General features: G+C 44.6%; 16 protein-coding genes and 1 tRNA gene. 13 read left to right on the top strand and 4 right to left on the bottom strand.

Going from position 1 to position 18,766, the window contains the following annotated elements; genetic code table 11:
- Positions 1-777: 777 nt before the first annotated feature.
- Positions 778-849, bottom strand: a tRNA-Arg gene (locus tag EO93_RS00185).
- A gap of 171 nt (positions 850-1,020) precedes the next feature.
- Between EO93_RS00185 and EO93_RS00180 the strand changes: the two genes are divergently transcribed.
- From EO93_RS00180 to thsB, 12 genes are all read left to right on the top strand, one after another.
- Positions 1,021-2,205 carry a redox-regulated ATPase YchF gene (locus EO93_RS00180; protein WP_048133558.1) on the top strand — a complete coding sequence of 395 codons (1,185 nt, stop codon included), beginning with the start codon at positions 1,021-1,023 and terminating at the stop codon, positions 2,203-2,205.
- Between the two features lie 113 nt (positions 2,206-2,318).
- Positions 2,319-2,993 carry an undecaprenyl diphosphate synthase family protein gene (locus EO93_RS00175; RefSeq protein WP_048160469.1) on the top strand — a complete coding sequence of 225 codons (675 nt, stop codon included), beginning with the start codon at positions 2,319-2,321 and terminating at the stop codon, positions 2,991-2,993.
- Positions 2,994-2,999: 6 nt separating this feature from the next.
- Positions 3,000-3,533, top strand: coding sequence for a DUF5817 domain-containing protein (locus tag EO93_RS00170; RefSeq protein ID WP_048160467.1), 534 nt, complete (start codon positions 3,000-3,002; stop codon positions 3,531-3,533).
- Between the two features lie 55 nt (positions 3,534-3,588).
- Positions 3,589-3,825 carry a hypothetical protein gene (locus tag EO93_RS00165; RefSeq protein WP_156161182.1) on the top strand — a complete coding sequence of 79 codons (237 nt, stop codon included), beginning with the start codon at positions 3,589-3,591 and terminating at the stop codon, positions 3,823-3,825.
- Positions 3,826-4,127: 302 nt separating this feature from the next.
- Complete coding sequence (locus EO93_RS00160; RefSeq protein ID WP_048133562.1) at positions 4,128-5,102, top strand: DUF128 domain-containing protein; 975 nt, start codon at positions 4,128-4,130, stop codon at positions 5,100-5,102.
- Between the two features lie 54 nt (positions 5,103-5,156).
- Positions 5,157-5,819 (top strand): MBL fold metallo-hydrolase, encoded by a 663-nt coding sequence (locus tag EO93_RS00155; RefSeq protein WP_048160464.1) that lies wholly within the window; start codon positions 5,157-5,159, stop codon positions 5,817-5,819.
- Positions 5,820-6,371: 552 nt separating this feature from the next.
- Positions 6,372-7,115: an ABC transporter ATP-binding protein gene (locus tag EO93_RS00150; protein WP_048160462.1), complete on the top strand. Its 744-nt coding sequence runs from the start codon at positions 6,372-6,374 to the stop codon at positions 7,113-7,115.
- Complete coding sequence (locus tag EO93_RS00145; protein ID WP_048160460.1) at positions 7,097-8,320, top strand: SufD family Fe-S cluster assembly protein; 1,224 nt, start codon at positions 7,097-7,099, stop codon at positions 8,318-8,320. Before EO93_RS00150 ends, EO93_RS00145 begins: the two co-directional genes overlap by 19 nt.
- Positions 8,321-9,019: 699 nt before the next feature.
- On the top strand, positions 9,020-9,379 hold the full coding sequence (locus EO93_RS00140; RefSeq protein ID WP_048133566.1) for a TrmB family transcriptional regulator: 360 nt from the start codon (positions 9,020-9,022) through the stop codon (positions 9,377-9,379).
- Between the two features lie 6 nt (positions 9,380-9,385).
- Complete coding sequence (locus EO93_RS00135; RefSeq protein ID WP_200895016.1) at positions 9,386-10,003, top strand: 4Fe-4S binding protein; 618 nt, start codon at positions 9,386-9,388, stop codon at positions 10,001-10,003.
- Between the two features lie 225 nt (positions 10,004-10,228).
- Entirely contained in the window at positions 10,229-13,279 is a 3,051-nt protein-coding gene (locus EO93_RS00130; protein ID WP_048160458.1) for an FAD-binding and (Fe-S)-binding domain-containing protein, read from the top strand.
- Positions 13,280-13,895: 616 nt separating this feature from the next.
- Positions 13,896-15,521, top strand: coding sequence for a thermosome subunit beta (gene thsB / locus EO93_RS00125; protein WP_048133568.1), 1,626 nt, complete (start codon positions 13,896-13,898; stop codon positions 15,519-15,521).
- A 333-nt stretch (positions 15,522-15,854) separates the two neighbouring features.
- Here the strand turns inward: thsB and EO93_RS00115 are convergent, their stop codons facing one another.
- Together EO93_RS00115 and EO93_RS00110 are read right to left on the bottom strand one after the other, a co-directional pair.
- A complete protein-coding gene (locus EO93_RS00115) occupies positions 15,855-16,244 on the bottom strand; it encodes a DUF473 domain-containing protein (protein WP_048133570.1) in 390 nt (129 codons plus the stop codon).
- A 4-nt stretch (positions 16,245-16,248) separates the two neighbouring features.
- Positions 16,249-16,998, bottom strand: a complete 750-nt coding sequence (locus EO93_RS00110; RefSeq protein WP_048133571.1) for a proteasome assembly chaperone family protein — start codon at positions 16,996-16,998, stop codon at positions 16,249-16,251.
- A gap of 448 nt (positions 16,999-17,446) precedes the next feature.
- On the opposite strand from EO93_RS00110, the gene EO93_RS00105 reads away from it, so the two are divergent.
- Entirely contained in the window at positions 17,447-18,034 is a 588-nt protein-coding gene (locus EO93_RS00105; RefSeq protein ID WP_048133572.1) for a pyruvate kinase alpha/beta domain-containing protein, read from the top strand.
- An 85-nt stretch (positions 18,035-18,119) separates the two neighbouring features.
- Here EO93_RS00105 and EO93_RS00100 read toward each other — a convergent pair whose 3' ends face one another.
- Positions 18,120-18,560, bottom strand: coding sequence for a carboxymuconolactone decarboxylase family protein (locus EO93_RS00100; protein WP_200895017.1), 441 nt, complete (start codon positions 18,558-18,560; stop codon positions 18,120-18,122).
- Positions 18,561-18,766 lie beyond the last annotated feature (206 nt).

The following is an 18,766-nucleotide window of genomic DNA, read 5'->3' as shown; positions in this document are numbered from 1 at the left end:
CTTCATCTTCTTCAAGTTTTATTTTTGCCATGAATGAAGATACAGATGGGATTCAAAGCTTATAAATAGGACTCAAAATTAAGTTGCCACGACACTAGTGCCAGCGCAGAGAACGCATTGGGTTTCATTCTTGTTGCTCCGGTTATACAAAAAAATCTTATAGTATTGAGAACTGCTGCAGAGACTGTTTTATGAAATTTACATCAAATCTCGAAAAGTTTTATATGTTTTAAGCATAAAAAGTATCGTCAGATATTTTAAATAAAAATAGTTTTTGTTAATAAAAAGAAAAATAATCACCATTTAAGCAATTTTTATAAAAAAAATAACACGGGTTTGTTCAAAAAAGATAAATATTTAGATAAATAGAAGTAAATACCGTCTTAAAATTCAAACAAATTTTACAATTGAATAACTGGTGACGTTGATTTTAAATTCAAACCGTAAATCATTTCGAAATCCATGCACATATAATCTTAAGGAACTCCCTGATTAATTGGCAGGTACTATTCCGAAATGACTGCAAATATGATCTCACGTTTTATCTCGCCCTCAGCGCAAGGTTTCCCTCGCCTGCGTACAGTTGAAAAAAAACTCAATAATCTTGCTGGGAGCTTTAATACCGAGATATCAACTACATAGCGAAGACGACCAAATCAAAAGATCCGGTAAAAAAGTAGTAAAAAGAATAGCAGGGTACAAAAAGTCATAAGAGACAAAAATCCAGATGAACATGCGGTGAATAATCAAAGAAGAATAAATGAAAATAAGAATTTACGTCCCGACTGAGACTTGAACTCAGGTCTAAGGCTCCGCAGGCCTCAAGGATATCCACTACCCTATCGGGACGCAAGCGAGTACCATTGATAAGCACATTCTAGCATATAAACTTTGTTACTCAAGATACGGCTGAATCTGCAATGCATCTGTCCGTTTTCCCTGAAAATTGAGGAAAAAACCCTGTTTCTAAGGCTTCAATATCAATAAAGATTAAATGCAACAAGTTCGTTTTTATAATTTATGTCGATGACCATAGGCCTTGCAGGAAAGCCCAATGCGGGCAAGTCCACCGTCTTCAAAGCAGCTACCCTCGCAGATGTTGAGATTGCAAATTATCCCTTCACAACTATAAACGCCAACCACGGTGTCACATATGTTCAGGCTGAGTGCCCCTGTAAAGAGAAGGAAAAAACATGCGGAAAGTGTGTGGACGGAATCAGACATGTTCCGATTGATATCATTGACGTTGCAGGGCTTGTGCCGGACGCATGCAAAGGGAGAGGACTTGGAAACACTTTCCTGGACGAGCTCCGACAGGCTCAGGCAATAATTCATGTTGTAGATGCCTCGGGCGGGACAGACGCTGAGGGCAACCCTGTAGAAATAGGAGACCATGACCCTCTTGAGGATGTAGCTTTCCTGAACAGGGAAATTACCATGTGGCTCTATGGAATTCTGGAAAGGAACTGGGTGAAGCTTTCCAGGAAGATCCAGGCAGAAGGGTTAAAGCTTGAAATCGTAATTTCAGAACAGCTTGCGGGGGCAGGGATAAAGGAATCTCACGTAAATGCTGCCTTAATTGACACAGGGCTTGCAAGGGTGGATCATATAAAATGGACTGAAGAAGACATGATCCGGCTCTGTGATACTATGAGAGAGTTCAGTAAACCTCTCCTTATCGCTGCAAATAAGGCAGATATTGCCCCAGGAGAAAACCTGAAAAAACTCAAAGAACTTGACAGGATAGTAGTACCTACGAGTGCAGCAGCCGAACTGGCTTTGAAATCCGCTGCAAAAAGTGGAATAATCAAGTACACGCCAGGAAATGGAGACTTCGAGGTGCTTACGGAAGATCTTACAAATGCCCAGAAGAAAGGGCTTGAAGCCATCCATAAAGTAGTTGAACGGCTTGGCACCACCGGGGTTCAGGAGTGCATAAACAGGACTGTCTTTGAACTTCTGGACCTTATTGTAGTATATCCCGTAGAAGACGAAGGAAAATGGTCCGACAAAGTAGGGAATATGCTGCCAGATGCTTACCTTATGAAAAGAGGTTCTACCTGCCACGACCTTGCATACCAGATCCATACCGAGATAGGAGATCGTTTCCTGTACGCTGTGGATGCAAGGACGAGACTCAGACTTGGTGAAAAACACGAGCTGAAAAATGGGGATGTAATCAAAATCGTCTCTACTGCAAAATAACTGGTTGTAAAACGAGCCTAAAAAACTGCATACCTGAGAAAAACCTGAAACCGGATAAAAACAATGAGAAATAAATACCAGGCCATTTAAGGCTTTTTTAGGATGAATACTCGATGGATCTGCTTTCTTTTGGTTATCCCCTCTATGAGAGGTACCTGGCCTGGCAAATAACGAGATCAACTACAAAGACCCCGGCGCATGTGGCTATCATACTCAAGGAAACCGATCTCCTTGACCCTAAAGGGATGGAAAAACTTCTGGCCGCGCTTCTCACGTTTAAAAAGTTTAAGGTAGAACTCGTGAGCATTTATGTTGATATTCTTAAGACTGATCAACCGGTGAAAACCGAGCTTGCGTCAACACTTGGAACCAGATTGGAAGAAAGTTTCATAGATCTTCTTTCCGGAACAGGTTATGAAATATATGGCCTTGAAGGGGAAATAAAGAGCAGCCGGCAGGGCGGGGATTTTTTTGTATATGTATCACTTGGTTTTGGAGGAAGAGGGGAAATCACCAGGTCTGTACTTTCTATACTTGAGGAGATCAAGGCGGGAAGCATCAGACCGGAAGAAGTAGACGAAAAAATGCTTGAATCACACCTCCTTGTCAAGCATGAACCTGATATAATGATCCGTTCGGGAGGGCAGAAACTTTCGGATTTCCTTGTCTGGCAATCCGTATATTCGGAACTCTATTTTACGGATGTCAACTGGGAAGATGTACGAAAAATAGACCTTATGAGAGTGATAAGGGATTTTCAGAAAAGGCAGAGAAGGTACGGAAGGTGAGAAGAGATGGAGTTTGGAGAAAACCCCGGAGACTCACGTTATGTTGTGGTAGTGTGCCCTAAATGCAGGCAGCAGGCCCAAATAACAGAGACCGGGAAGAAAACCCTTAGATGCCAGCACTGCGGAGCCCTCCTGCAGGCGCGAAAACTCAGAATATTCGGCTCTTTCGAAGAATTATCCGAAGCTGTGGACTTCAGAACTCGCTTGCAGGCTGAACTTTCCGGAAACGGAAAAGAAACTTTTTCCCTGAAAACCTTTCCGAAAGAAGCCGGAAACTCAAACCCCGGAGACCAGGCCCTGAAAGGACCAGCTCAACCGGGACCCGGAACTTCTTCTGGAAGCACAGCCGCGAAAAAAGACCAGAAATCGATCCTCAATGAGATCCTTAAGGTTTCGGATGGGAAAATCGGAATTGAAGAGTTTTGTGAGAAAGCTATGGAAAAAGGGATAAGTCAGGAGAAATTTGATTTAATTTTGAAGAAACTTCTGGAAACAGGAGAGCTTTATTCTCCCGAACCTGGAATTGTAAAGCTGGTGTGAACTACCCGCTAAATCTAAAGATTTAACGGGCTTCCGGATTCATACTTCCGGCCAATTGCCAGTAAATCCCCAGGCTCATCCCCTACCTGTCATATCCAGTAAACCGGATATGCTGAGGAAAAGGGGTCTTCCCACCTTAGAGATAAAAAAAGTTAATAAAGAGATTGTTAAAGAACTTTTTGTTGTCTGGAAAATGATCTTTTCCGAGATTTTCAGCAGCAGTTATTGTCAACTACCCGCTAAATCAAAAGATTTAACGGGTTTCCTGCTGAGGTTTTATGAAGTTGAATAAGACAAACTTATATTAAGTACGAAAAGATTTACTATAATTGAGTATTTAAAAGCAGGATTGAATCCGTTTGGAGTAAGCAAGAAATAGCCAATTATATTCAAAAATAATTATACTGAACCGGAACTCACTGAAAAACTCATTGAGGCGTCCCGGAAAACTACTTACTGAAACTTCTACTGAAACCACTTAAATTTACTCATTGAGACCACTCACAAAATGATTCAATGTGTGGTCTTTGTGGTTTTATCACGATTATCCGTAAAGTTCACGGAATTGATACAGGGTATAACGGTGTTATAGACATGATGGATCCGCAAATAGAGCGAAAACTCATTGAAATCATGAGGGTGATTCACGAAAGTGACAAACCCATAGGTGCCCGGGCCATAGCTGACGAACTGAACAACCGGGGCTATGATATAGGAGAACGGGCTGTCCGCTACCACCTGAGGATCCTGGATGAGAGAGGGTTTACACACAAACACGGATATGCCGGGCGTACACTTACGGACCTTGGAGAAAATGAGATGAATGATGCCCTCATAGGGGATCGTTTTGGTTTTGTAATCTCCAGGATCGAAGAAATGGCATTCAGGACCACTTATAACCCCGAAACAGATACAGGGGATGTAGTGGCAAATATTTCTTATTTTGACAAAGACGATTTCGAAACTGTTATTGATTTGATTTCGTATACAGCCCACTCCGGGTACATGATAAGCCCGAGGGTCAGAATCTTCGAAGAGGATTCAGGACCTGAAATACCTCTCCCTCCGGGGAAAATAGGAATAGCTACCGTATGTAGCGTCACTTTTGATGGGCTTCTCCTGAAAGCAGGAATTCCTGTCGAACCCGCCTATGGAGGGATCCTCCAGATAGAAAACAGGAAACCAGCACGTTTTCTTGAACTGATCTCCTACAGCGGGACTTCCATTGACCCGATAAAGATTTTCATGAATAGAGCTCCTACCTCAGTCCTTGAGGTGCTTGAAAAAGGAGAAGGAAAAATCCTTGCCAATATGCGGCAGATAAATTCTTCGGCCTATGAGAAGGCAGGAGAAATTATGAAAAGGGCAGCAAAGGTGGGTTTGGCAGGATGTATCACTACAGGAGAAATTGATGAGTTTCTACTTGGAGCTCCGGTTGAAACAGGAAAGTTCGGGGTTGCAGTAGTGGGAGGTATTAACGGGATCTGTGCCCTTGAGGAAACGGGAATTGAAATTGAAACAAACCCGATTTCCACTGTACTGGATTACCGAACAATGTCAGAAATATGACCGGATACGTTTAGAAACATAATAATAAGAATATTCAAAATTTGAGGCAGGCAGATGCTCAGGCTAACAGTGCTGTATGATAATGAAGCATACCCTGGTTTTACAGGAAGCTGGGGATTTTCGGCTCTACTTGAAACAGACAGAGAAATCCTCCTTTTCGATACTGGATGGGACGGAACTCTGCTTCTCAAGCATATGGAGAAAATTGGCATCAGTCCTGCCTGTATAAGTAAACTGGTCCTTTCCCATCAGCACTGGGACCATATAGGGGGTCTGCCCGAGATCCTTCATGCAAATCCCGGACTCACTGTTTATGTACCTTCATCTTTTTCAGAGAAACTCAAAAGGGAAATTAAGAAGAGGGCTGACCTTGTAGAGGTAAAGGAAGCCTTAGAGATATCTAATGGGATCTGGAGCACAGGAGAACTGGGAGATAAAATCAAAGAACAGTCCCTTGTCCTGGGCACAGAAAACGGTTCCTATGTACTTACAGGCTGTGCTCATCCGGGACTTGATGCAATTATGGATGCTGCTCTTTATTATGGGGATATTAAAGGAATTATTGGAGGGCTGCATGATAGCGATAGGTTCGAGAGGCTTAAAGAGATGGAATTGATAGCAGCAGGGCACTGCACAACCCATAAGGGAAAAATAAAAGATACTTTCCCCTCAAAATATATGGAAACTCGAGCTGGCATGCGCTTTGAACTTCAGTAAATGCGAATTAAAAGGAACATACTTTCTTTTCAAACAATTACTTTCTTTTCAAACAATTACTTTCTTTTCAAACAATTACTTTCTTTTCAAAAAACCATTTCTGCTTAAGAGAAATTACTTTCGTTTTAATCCTATAGTAATCTCAATTTATTACATGATCCCTAACTGGCAGTGTCCGTGAGTTATTGATTAAATCTGGTAAAACGGAAACATCTACCGTCTTTGTCCAGATTTGAGAACCGCCCCCCTTGCTTGCGATGTTTCAGTGACTGAACCCCACGCCCCCCTAACCTTAGCACTTTAATTAAAAAATAGGTTAAGGAGACACTGAGAAAACATATGGTTAGAAATACAATGTCCTCCAACAGGAATAAAGGACTTTATGCAGAGAACTGGAAATCAGACAGGACTGCCAGAACAGTCTGATTTTATGGTTATTTCTGCCATACATAATATAATTCAAATAAACGCACTTTGAACGGCTACTTCTTGAGATACGGAAAAAGGAATCGGGGAAACCGTATCAAAAATGAGATTAAGGGAGAAACATCGATGCTGAAAATAGAAGACCTGACTGTAGAGGTCAACGGAAAAATTTTGCTTCATGACGTGAACCTCGAGGTTGAAAAAGGGTATACAAATGTACTTTTCGGGCCAAACGGAGCCGGAAAGTCAGCCCTTATGAGGACAATCATGGGCTTTAGCGAGTACAGGATTGTGAAAGGCAGGATACTGTTCAATGGAGAAGATATTACCAATCTTCCAGTGGATGAAAGAGCCCGCCGCGGACTGGGTATCATGATGCAGCGTCCTCCAGACATGTCAGGAATTAAACTGAGGGACCTTGTAAAAGTAGCATCGAAAGGAAAAAAGGATCCTGAAAAACTTGCCGAAAACCTTGATATGAAGCGCTTTCTGGACAGGGATGTAAATGTGGGTTTTTCAGGCGGAGAAATCAAACGCTCTGAGCTTCTGCAGCTTGCAGCCCAGAATCCGAGCCTCTACCTTCTGGACGAGCCTGAGTCCGGGGTGGATCTTGTAAGCATCGAACAGGTCGGAATGACAATAAAAGGACTTCTCGAAGAAGGTATGGACTGCCCGGGTGAGAGATGCAAAAAGGGAAAATCCGCCCTTATCATTACTCATACAGGCCAGGTTCTGGATTATGTGCAGGCAGACAAAGGGTATATTCTCTGTAATGGAACGGTCATGTGTTCAGGAAATCCCCTGAAAATGCTGGAAGAAATAAAAAACAAAGGGTATCAGGAGTGTATAACATGCAGACTGATGAAGTGAGCCTGAAAAAGAGAGCTGAGAGCGCAACTGAGAAAAAGGCGACTTTTGGAGAGGATTTTGAACTGGCAAAATATGAGGACGGCTCTAAGGTCAGCAAGCCTATTGAAGATCTTCAAACTCTTGACGAGGACAGTAAAAGAACCCTGCTTCAGGTAGGGGTAATCCCAAGCGAAGAAGGCAGATCAGGCAGTTTTCTGGTACTGGATAATGCAGTCTCACACTCCTCTCTGAAAGATGAGAATGTGGAACTAATGTCCACGCATGAAGCCCTTGAAAAGTATGAATGGCTCAAAGATTACTCCTGGAAACTCGTGCAGGTGGATGCTGACAAGTACACGGCAAAAACCTACCTTGAAAATGCGGATGGTTACTTTATCCGTGCGCCTGCAGGAAAGAAATCTTCCATGCCTGTCCAGACCTGCCTTATGCTGGGAAGCAAAAAGGTATCCCAGACAGTGCATAATATCATAGTCGTCGAGGAAGGAGCAAGTCTTGATATTATCACAGGCTGTACCGCCAAAAAGGGAGTTGAAGAAGGCCTGCACCTTGGAATATCCGAGATGTATGTAAAAAAAGGCGCCACTCTGAATTTCACAATGATCCACAACTGGGCTGAACAGATAGGAGTCCGCCCGAGAACTGTTGTACACGTCGAAGAGGGTGGGACTTACGTAAGCAATTACATTTGCCTGAAACCCGTACGTTCCGTACAGACCTACCCAACTGTAATGCTCGAAGGGAAGGGAGCGGTGACAAGGCTCAACACCATAGCAATTGCCCACCGGGGTTCCGAACTTGACCTTGGAAGCAGGGCAATTTTCAACGCCCCGGATACGAGAGCGGAGCTGATATCGAGAACAATCACAATCGGCGGGAGACTAATTGCACGGGGAGAAATGATAGGCAATGCAAAGGGTGCAAAAGGGCACCTGGAATGCAAAGGGCTTGTCCTTACCGACAAAGGAAGTCAGCTAGCAATCCCCATCCTTGAGGCAAATGTAGATGATATAGAGCTTACTCATGAGGCAGCCGTGGGGAAAATTGCCAAAGACCAGGTAGAGTACCTGATGGCAAGAGGGCTTACCGAAGAAGAAGCCATTGGAATGATCATAAGGGGCTTCCTGGATGTTGGGATAAGGGGAATCCCGGAAGAACTGAAGAACGAAATAGAAAATACGATTACACAGACGGCTCTTGGGATGTAAGTGCTGGCAGTCGGGGAAACTCCCGAGTTTCCCCTGTAAACTGATAAGGAAAAGATCTGCCTGCAGAAGGAAAAGTAGGGAGCCTGGGGAAAAGGTATGGAGAAGAATACAAATTTTTTTGAATCAAGTATACTTTAATTAAAAGAAGTGTTTGTATCCGGCAGGATAAAAGGAGAAACCTGCCGGTTTTTTGTGGAGTATATGTGGATATTAATGAGCAGAAAACATATTTTAGACCGGATTTCTTTGTGGAAAAAAAACCTCAAATCAAACAAGCTCATTAAACCGTAATTTGCAGATTGTAAAAGGAGTATAAAAATCTATCTCTAGGGGGCAGGGGGCGGACACATTACCAGGCAAATTAGAGAAAATACCCTGGAAAAAAAGAGAGAATTCTACAAAAAGGAAAAAACATAAATATTCTGGAAAACGGAATATTATATGAAAGGAATGTTCTCTAAACACAACCAGAAATGAAATAGAAATAGGATTATTTTTAATCAGGTAAATTTGTTTTATTTAAGGCATATGGCTTATGCTGGGAACATAAGCTTAATTGACTGGAAACCTCTGAAAAAGAGCGAATAGATAAAAGAAATTCCGGTACTTCGTATTTTTGCCTGTAGTATGCCGTACTTGCCAGTATATATATACTCCGGATATAATATTACAGTACTGTAGAAGAGAGGAGGGATTGGAATAATAGACTTTGCCTGCAAGGAATTCAAAGTAGAAGATGTGATCAAGTGCGCTCTCAGCCTTACAAAAGCTGATCTGAATGTTATGAAGCACTTCTTAAATGAACCCGAAAAATGGGTTGATACTGACACTCTTTCAAGATCTCTGGACCTGGATATTTCTACGGTCCAGCGTTCCGTGAAAAAGCTGCACGAAAAAGGGATCCTCCAGAGGTCACAGCAGAACCTTGACGGAGGAGGCTATGTATTCATTTATAAAATCCATTCAAGAAACCAGATTAAAAATGTCATTCTAAAAATTGTACAATCCTGGGCCGACAGACTCGGACAGGAACTTGAACAATGGGAAAACGGAGGTTAATTTAAAATGCTCAAAATCACTCCCTATCTGGGAATCCTTGTACTTATTGTTTCCATAGGAGGGCTCTGGTACCCCCCACTCGGATATTTCATGTTGCTTATCTTTGCAGCAATCTTCCTTATCAGCCCCTTCAGAGGCAGATGGTTCTGCGGAAACCTCTGCCCCCGGGGAAGCCTTGCTGATTTCTGGATCAGTAAAATTTCAAGTAAAAAGAAGATCCCAGGCATCTTAAGGAGCCTGTGGGTGCGCATTCCTATCTTTCTCCTGATGATGGGCGTTATGGGCTACAGGATTTCAAGTGTCATCGGAACCCTGAACGCCTTTGAAAAGATAGGGATGATCTTTGTCACCATATGCCTTGTAACAACCGCAATTGCAGTCCTTCTCGGCAGCTACCTGAGCCCGAGGACCTGGTGTTCCTTCTGTCCAATGGGAACAGCCCAGAACCTGCTAGGAGGAAAGAGGTACCAGCTTCAGCTTGAAAAAGACAAATGCATCAGCTGCAAGAAATGCGAAAAAGTCTGTCCCATGCAGCTAAAGGTCTGCCAGATCGAGACAAAACCCGACTGTATCAAATGCGGGCGTTGTGTGAGTGTCTGTCCCAAAGATGCCCTGAAGTTCTGATTTATATTTTTTATTTTTTTGTTTATTATTTTTTATTTTCCGCAAAAACGGTAAAACGGCATATCTCACAAAACGAATATTTTTATTTTATAATTATATAATATAGACTATAGGGGAGCCAAAAAACATTTTCAGAATCTGGCTTTAATGCAACCATCTGCGCATACTGTAAAGTGTCCACAAATCAGTGTCCACAAATAGGCCATAATTCAGGAGGAGAAGAATATGACAGCAAGAAGTGTACCTGAACTTTCAGCAACCCAGAAAACAGAACTCACCGAACTCTTCGGGGAATGCGTCAATCTTGACAAACGCGATCGCCACTATTATAACCACGATATAGGAGCCTTACCCCCACTTGTCAAGAAAGTAATAGGGAACACTGACCCTGCAGCTGTTGTAAAAATCCGGACGGAAGAAGATGCAGTAAAACTTCTGGAATTTGCAAACAGGCACCAGATTCCGGTTGTTCCCCGTGCAGGGGCGTCCTCCGGGTATGGCGGAGTGATCCCTACAAAGGGAGGCATAGTTGCCGATGTCACATTACTGAATAAGATCATAAGCATCGACCCCGAAGGGCAGAAAGCAGTGGTGCAGAGCGGGCTTATCTGGGAAAATTTAGATAGGAAGCTGAAAGAGAAAGGGCTTTCTGTCAGGGCGATCCCTTCAAGCGCTCCATCCTCGACCGTAGGGGGCTGGCTGGCTCAGAGCGGAGCCGGATATGGAAGTTATGAATTCGGATGGGGCTACGAGAGCATGGAAAAAGCCCGGGTTGTTCTCCCCAACGGAAAAATAAGGGACTTTTCCGGCCCCGAACTCAAGAAGTTAATAGGGACAATGGGGACCACGGGTATTATCACCGAAATTACCCTGAAAGTCCAGAAGCTCGAAGAGAGAAAAGCTGTTTCCGCCAGCTTCCCCGACGCTTCAGCCATGAAAAAAGCGGTAGAAACGATAAGGAAAAAGAACATACCCCTCTGGTCCATCTCATTCCTGAACCCCGAATGGGCGGACATGAAAAACAAATCGCCCCAAAAACTCCACTATGGGGAAATCGTGGACAAACACAGGCCAGTGTTGCCTGTTGCTTACGTCTGTACCTTCATGTACCCTGCCTCCAGGAACGTCTCCGGCCTCAAAGAAGCAATCGAGAGTGCAGGTGGAACGGTCCTTCCCGAAGAGATTGCAAAGCACGAGACCGAGGAATGGTTCAAGTCCATGAAGGTTAAAAGGCTCGGCCCCTCCTTCATCCCTGCTGAGATCCTGGTGCCGCTTGAAAAGATGGATAGTGCTTTTGAAGAAATTGAAAAGAGGATAAAACTCCCGGTGCTCACCGAAGGGATGGTTATCAGTGACGGAAACGTTGTACTACTCTGCTTCATGCGCCACTCCGAACGCTCCTTACTCTTCAATACGGCCTTTGCCCTTTCCCTGAGCATCCTGAAAATTGCAGAAGAAAACGGAGGCAGGGCCTATTCTTCCGGCCTATTCTTTGCCTCGAAGAAAAAGAGTGTCTTTGGAGACCGGCTTTCGGAAATAGAAGCCCTCAGGAAAGAATTCGACCCCAATGGAATCATGAACCCTGAGACCCTGGACGGGAAAGGGCTCCTGAACACCGCCGTGTCCCTCGGCTCTTCCTTCGAACCCATGGGAAGGCTTGTTGGAAATATGTCCGGGATCGGAGAAGTTTCCTTCAAAGACGAAAAGGACATCCCGGCAGACATTGTCGAACTTGCCTACTCCTGTTCCCAGTGCGGATACTGTGTGAGCGAGTGCGACCAGTACTACGGCAGGGGCTGGGAGGCTCAGTCGCCCCGGGGAAAATGGTTCTTCATCAAAGAATACCTGGCTGGTCGGGAAAAGCTTGACCAGAGGCAAACGAACACCTTCCTCGCCTGCACCACCTGCCAGATGTGCGACGCCCGCTGTGAGCTGGACATGCCAATCGAACATGCCTGGATGACAATGCGCGGAAAGCTGGTTGATGAAGAGAAAAAGATGACCTTCCCACCCTTTGAGATCATGGCTGCAAGCCTTCTGAAGGAGAGAAACATCTGGGCAAACCTCAGCAAAGACAGGGACAAATGGATTCCTGACGACATCAGGGCAAAAATGAAAGACAAAGCCGAGTATGCCTACTTTGCAGGCTGTACGGCGTCCTTTGTGGAAAAAGACGTAGCTGTCGGGGCTGTGCGTATGCTCGACGATGCAGGAATCGAGTTCACAGGGCTGGGAGACAAGGAGGCCTGCTGTGGAATTCCCATGCTCGTTGCCGGGAAGTGGGATGTATTTGAAAAGATCATGCGGATGAACGTCTCGAACATGAAAAAGAAAGGCGTAAAAACCGTGATCACTTCCTGCCCTGCCTGCTGGCTCATGTGGCACACGGTCTATCCCCAGTGGGCGGAAAAACTGGGCATTGAATACGGGCTTGAGACAAAGCACTATTCCGAAGTCCTGGTGGAGCGCCTGGAAGTGCTGAAGCCCAAATTCAAGAAACCTCTGAATAAAGTGGTTGCCTGGCATGACTCCTGCCACCTGGGAAGAGCCGGGGGCAAGGTATACGAACCCCCAAGGGAACTTTTGAAAGCCATCCCCGGCATCCAGTTCAGAGAACTTGAACACAACAGGGAACAGGCCCACTGCTGTGGATCAGTGGTGAGCCTTATTGCCGAGCCACCGGTTGCATATAAACTTGGAGGCATGAGGCTTCAGGAAGCTGTAGATGTAAACGCAGACATCATTGCGGCCCTGTGTCCCTGCTGTACGGTCCAGTTCCGTGTCGCCGCCGAGAAAAACAACATGAACATAGAATCCCAGGACCTCGGCGCCCTTGTGGCAAGAAGCCTCGGCTATGACATCCCGGACACGACAAACTACGCCCTGCAGTCATGGATGCCCTTTGAGAAGATGATCGCCCTCATGCAGCCCGAAAACATGACCGACCTGATGGTAGAACTCCTGCCCCAGATGATGGCCGCAATGCCAGCTCCCCTTCAGGCCATGATGAAGATGGTCAAGTATGTGCCCGGAATGGACGCCATGATGAAGCCCATGATGCCCATAATGATGCCTATGCTCATGCCTTCTGTCATGCCGAAGGTCATGCCTGATATGCTTAAGGCTGTTGAGAGACGGGTCCCGATGCCTGATTACATGAGAGAGCAGCTCCCGGACCTCATGCCAAAGGCAATGGAAAACCTGATGCCTAACATGCTGCCCGAGATAATTCCATTGCTTACTCCGCGGATGATCGAGTACATAAAAACGCATTAAAAAAGCATCAAAAAAGCAGTGAGAATTCAACGTACAAAACCCTGTACACAAAAAATCGGAGGAAAAATTTCGGGATTCCTTCGATCCAACCTTTTTTAAGAGAATTATTAGCATACTGCCATTAGCATACTGCCTTTTTTTGAAAAATACAAAGCTCCCTGTATTTAAAAAAATAAAAATCGTCCTCATGCAAGGGAAAAAAAATTCATACCTATAAACTTGGCTTCTAGAAACTCTTTTTTCAACCAATAGTTAAAAAATATCGGAATGAAGAAAAAAGAATAGGTTCCGTCAGGGGAGGCTCTTTCAATAAAAAAGAATAGTTGAGTCAGAAAAAGCAAAGAATGATAGCAAAAAAGCCTTGAAAGCCGGAAGAAAATAAAATACTCTAAGAAATACACCCGGATTTAAGATACCTTCAAAACCAACCAAAAAAAAGGTATTAAAAGGACCAGAAGACCCCATTTTAAAGATTCAAAACCTGACATCCAGAGGAATTCTTATATAGAAGTGCTTGCATTAAGAATATGAAAAATTACGCACAAAGATAACGTGCTCAGAAATACTACTGATAAAAATTCATAGAAATTCATATCATTATAAAGGAGATTAAATTTTGGCAGCACAACCGATTTTTATTTTGAGAGAAGGCAGCAAGAGAACCCACGGTTCCGACGCCCAGCACAACAACATCATGGCCGCAAAGGCAGTAGCTGAGGCAGTAAGGACCACTCTTGGACCGAAGGGTATGGACAAGATGCTTGTAGACTCCATGGGAGACGTCGTCATCACCAACGACGGAGCAACAATCCTCAAAGAAATGGACATCGAGCACCCAGGTGCAAAGATGATCGTAGAAGTCGCCAAGACCCAGGATGCCGAAGTAGGCGACGGGACAACCACCGCAGCCGTGCTCGCAGGAGAATTCCTGACAAAGGCAGAAGACCTGCTTGAAAGCGGCGTTCACCCCACCGTGATCGCAAGCGGCTACAGGCTTGCAGCAGACCAGGCTACAAAGATCCTGGAGACCATCACTGTCAGTGCATCTCCGGAAGACACCGAGACTCTTGTGAAAATAGCAGGCACAGCCATTACAGGAAAAGGCGCAGAGGCTCAAAAGGATCACCTTTCCAAACTTGCAGTCAAGGCCGTTAAATCAGTTGTTGAGGTAAGTGAAGATGGGAAGATCACAGTGGACATAGAGGACATCAAGATCGAAAAGAGGCCCGGCGGAAGCATCAAAGACTCCGAGATTATCGAAGGCGTAATCATTGATAAAGAACGTGTCCACACCGGAATGCCGGAAATAGTGAAAGATGCAAAAGTCCTGCTCTTGAGCGTGCCCATTGAACTCAAGAAAACCGAAACAAAAGCCGAGATAAAGATCACCGCCCCTGACCAGATGCAGCTTTTCCTTGACCAGGAAGAAGCCATGCTCAAGGAAATTGTGGAAAAAGTAATCAGGACAGGTGCAAATGTAGTCTTCTGCCAGAAGGGCATTGACGACCTTGCCCAGTACTACATGACAAAGGCAGGCATTTTCGCGATCCGCAGAATCAAGAAGAGTGACATGGACAAACTCTCCAGGGCAACAGGTGCAAAGGTAATCACAAGCATGGATGAAATCGAGGAGTCTGACCTCGGCTATGCAGGCCTTGTGGAAGAGAAGGACGTCACAGGTTCCAGAATGACCTTCGTCACAGGCTGCAAGGACAGTAAGACCACCTCAATTCTGCTTCGCGGCGGAACCGAGCATGTAGTTGAAGGAATTGAGAGAGCCCTTGAAGATGCCCTCAGAGTTGTGGGCGTTGCTCTCGAAGACCAGAAGATTGTTGTGGGCGGCGGCTCACCTGAAATCGAATTATCCCTCAGACTCCAGGAATACGCAGCAACCCTTAAAGGCAGAGAACAGCTTGCAGTTAAGGTCTATGCCGAAGCTCTCGAAGTCATTCCGAAAACCCTTGCAGAAAACGCAGGGCTTGACCCAATCGACATGCTCGTGGAAATGCGCTCCCAGCACGAGAAAGGCAACAAGCGTGCAGGGCTCAACGTCTACAGCGGAAAGATCGAGGATATGTTCGAAAACAACGTTGTCGAACCCCTCAGGATCAAGACCCAGGCAATCAACGCTGCTACCGAAGCTGCAATCATGATCCTCAGGATTGACGACGTAATCGCATCCTCAGGCATGAGAGCAGGTCCAGGCGCAGGTCCGGGCGGCGAAATGCCAGAAGATATGTAAATAATTCAAAAATATGAATCCAGGGTTACCGGAGAGAATTCCAACTTTCCGGAACCTTTCTTTTCCGTTCGTTTTTCCAATTTTCAAAAGAGTCTTCTTTCAGAGTAGAAGTATTTTTCAGAACAGTGGTATTTTTCAGAACAGTGGCATTTTTCAGAACAGTGGCATTTATTTCAGAGGAAAAGAATCCTTTTCTAGAAAAGAAGCATCAAAAGCCAGAAAATAATAGTCTCTTTAAAACACATGGGTATCGTCTGACATTGGAATGCCAGGAGAATAAGAAAAGCCGTTTTTGGAGCCGTTTTTAAATAACTAACGTAATTAACGAAATTATTACCTGGCTTCGTAGCAGGAAAGTTCTCTTGCGTCGACCCTCACTGGTTTTCCGAGTTCGTTTGAAACGACGCTTTTCACCCGTGCCATGCACCTGCATTCAAGCTGAATACGAGCTGACATGGCTTCTCGCTCTTCACAATAGATATCGTTTGAGCTGACAATAGAATGAACAGAGATCTGCATCTGCACAATCTTTGCTATAAGAGCTGAAGTTCCATCTGTAAGGTCCTGAAGGCTCGCAGAAGTAAGGAGAACATTATCTCCTGCATTGAGCCCGAGTACTCCGAAGAAGTTCTGCGGAGTCCGGATCTCAAGAGTCCTGAGCTCGTGTTTCTTCAGGACCTCAATCACGGAATCAGCAATTCCTGTTAACGCGATGTACTCCATGGAATCACCCGTACATTGGGAATTCCTTCTTTACTTCTCCTTTCTGCTCGGTAGTCTGAACGTCTTCAGCAAGCTTATGGAGCTCGATTTCTATGCGCTCAGCCTGTTCTATAAGCCTATCAGTGCTGACCGAAAGCCCGTACAGTTCATTAAGGACTCCAATCACGGCAGAAGCGGCTCTCGGATCAGGGTTCTGGGTTTTTGTAGCCCCGAGTAGACTAATTGCAGGAATCCCGCGCAACAGGCATTCGGCCATTACGCTGCCTGAAATCCCGGAAATAGTCCCCATCTGGAAAATTTCTACCTTGTCCCTGATTTTATCCAGCATTTCCGACGTGGTTGCTGCCCCGAAAACCTTATGTCCCCCGTCCATAATGGCAATTCCTGCAATGGAAGCAACCTCCCTAACATTGATAGACTCAGCCCAGTCCACGAGAGCGTTGCTTACATCGTAGGATACCGAGTGACTGATCGGAATATCGGAGATGACTATAATGAGGTTGTGCTCCACGTTTTCGTAGATCCTTACAGGCATGTTTATAAGCCCCTCATAAAGCACCGCAATTGAAGGGAAATACCTGGACTCAATGGAGCCTATATACTCCATATTCATCTCTTCGATCATGTGCTGACTTGCTATATTCCCCACAAGCCCGATTCCGGGAAAACCTTCAATCAAAACAGGGTTTTTTGACTGCACAGGTTTGGTAATAATCTTCACGTCGTTGTTGTCATAGTCTGTAGTAGTTGACAAAAAAACCACCTCAATGAAATAAAACCCCTATGATTATATCTGCTAATCCTAAATAAACAAGTTTCTCGCCAGCCCGGGTCTGCGTGACCTTCTGCACAGACATCAATAAAAAAAATATCGACGAATCCGGGATTCCGAATGCCATAACCCTCTTTTTTATTAAAAGAGAATCCTTTTAATATATATCTTTTCTCATGACAGAGAAAAAATAATTCAGATCAGAAGCGTTTATTCTAATTACGATGCCTTCTCCGCTAAATGTTTGCTAAATGCAAACTGTGTTGATGAAGGTAAGAAAAAGAGAGGGAAAAAAGTTTCATAGAAAAGAAAGAAGATACCAGAAAAAAGACGGAAAAACGGACAGAAATAAACTTAAAAAGTTGATAAAATAATTAATGAAAGAAGTTCGTAAAAGAAAATTAAAATCAAACATAGGAGGAAGTAATTTATGGAAAAACCAATTCTTTATCTGGACAGCGTAGGGGAAGCAAACACGGAAGCTGTTATTGAAGCTGCAGCAAAAAGGGCAGCAGAACTTGGAATATCCCACATTGTAGTTGCCAGTACCAGCGGGAAAACTGCTCTTAAAATGGCAGAGGCAGTAAAGGGCAGCGCCATAAAAGTAATTGGAGTAAGCCACCAGTACGGGCAGAAAGAGAAAGGCGAGTGGGAAGTAGAAGAAGAATACAAAAAGAAGCTCGAAGAACTTGGAGCAGTAATCACTACCCAATCACATATGTTTTCCGGAATAGAGCGTTCGGTCACAAAGAAGTTCGGAGGCTATTCAAGGATCGAAGTAATTGCAGATACCCTGCGTTCCCTTTTCGGAAAAGGCTTCAAGGTAGCGATAGAAGTTGCCATTATGGCAGCAGACTCAGGCCATATCCCGGTCTCAAACGATACTGAAATCATAGCCATAGGAGGCACAAGGTGGGGTGCAGATGTGGCTCTTGTACTGAGGCCGGCTCACAGCAATGATTTCTTCTCCCTTCAGGTAAGGGAAATAATTGCAATGCCGAGAGCAAAAGAAGACTGAAAAGAGAAGAAATAGAAGAGCACAGAAAATAAAAAGAGTATGGACCCCGGCCTCAAAAAGCCAGTCCATTTCTATTTTAAAAAAATTAAGCCATCCCAAGCCTTTTGAGAATCTCCATCCGGTCTTCTTTGGTGAAGGACTCGCCCTGGAAGGTCTCAACCGCGTTCTTCAGGAGGGTCACTGCAAAGGACATCGAAGGTCCGCCGCCAAAAGAAACTGAAACCATGGCAGCCTGCATAATTTCCTCTTTTGTTGCTCCGGCCTCAAGGGCATTGAAGGCGTGCAGAGAGATACAGTAAGGGCAGCGGTGGTAGAGGGCAACACCTATAGCAATCAATTCCTTGGTTTTGAAGTCAAGAACCGAAGTTTCAAAGCTTGCTCCGACCATGCCTATAAACGCTGCAGCCTGCTTTCCCTGAACTTCGGTTTCGGAAGCAAACTCACCAAGTCCGGCCGTAAAATCAAATAACAATTTTTTCGGGTCTTCAGTCATGTAATCACCTGTATGTATCTTGTATATAACCATGAATTCTTGAGATATATAACGGTTGTGCATGAGTGATACAAAACTATCCAAAACAGAGAACGTCACATGCGAAAAGAAACCAAAATATCCCGGAAAAACTAAAGGCAAAGAGGAAAACTGAAAAAAAGTATAGGGCCCCTTTGAAAAAAATCCTGTCAAATTCGCCCCACCCCGGACTCCTGCAAGCCCCCAAAGATAAATATATC

Origin of the sequence: Methanosarcina sp. 1.H.A.2.2 (genome assembly GCF_000979975.1) — an archaeon.
Classification (GTDB): domain Archaea; phylum Halobacteriota; class Methanosarcinia; order Methanosarcinales; family Methanosarcinaceae; genus Methanosarcina.
This window is presented reverse-complemented; position numbering and strand designations above follow the sequence as displayed.

Bases quoted from the DNA above. Each gene is read 5' to 3' on its own strand.
- EO93_RS00170 (WP_048160467.1), top strand. From the start codon at position 3,000: ATGGAGTTTGGAGAAAACCCCGGAGACTCACGTTATGTTGTGGTAGTG.
- EO93_RS00160 (WP_048133562.1), top strand. From the start codon at position 4,128: ATGATGGATCCGCAAATAGAGCGAAAACTCATTGAAATCATGAGGGTG.
- EO93_RS00150 (WP_048160462.1), top strand. From the start codon at position 6,372: ATGCTGAAAATAGAAGACCTGACTGTAGAGGTCAACGGAAAAATTTTG.
- EO93_RS00135 (WP_200895016.1), top strand. From the start codon at position 9,386: ATGCTCAAAATCACTCCCTATCTGGGAATCCTTGTACTTATTGTTTCC.
- EO93_RS00100 (WP_200895017.1), bottom strand. From the start codon at position 18,560: ATGGTTATATACAAGATACATACAGGTGATTACATGACTGAAGACCCG.
- EO93_RS00145 (WP_048160460.1), top strand. From the start codon at position 7,097: ATGCAGACTGATGAAGTGAGCCTGAAAAAGAGAGCTGAGAGCGCAACT.
- EO93_RS00180 (WP_048133558.1), top strand. From the start codon at position 1,021: ATGTCGATGACCATAGGCCTTGCAGGAAAGCCCAATGCGGGCAAGTCC.
- EO93_RS00155 (WP_048160464.1), top strand. From the start codon at position 5,157: ATGCTCAGGCTAACAGTGCTGTATGATAATGAAGCATACCCTGGTTTT.
- EO93_RS00175 (WP_048160469.1), top strand. From the start codon at position 2,319: ATGGATCTGCTTTCTTTTGGTTATCCCCTCTATGAGAGGTACCTGGCC.
- EO93_RS00115 (WP_048133570.1), bottom strand. From the start codon at position 16,244: ATGGAGTACATCGCGTTAACAGGAATTGCTGATTCCGTGATTGAGGTC.
- EO93_RS00105 (WP_048133572.1), top strand. From the start codon at position 17,447: ATGGAAAAACCAATTCTTTATCTGGACAGCGTAGGGGAAGCAAACACG.
- EO93_RS00130 (WP_048160458.1), top strand. From the start codon at position 10,229: ATGACAGCAAGAAGTGTACCTGAACTTTCAGCAACCCAGAAAACAGAA.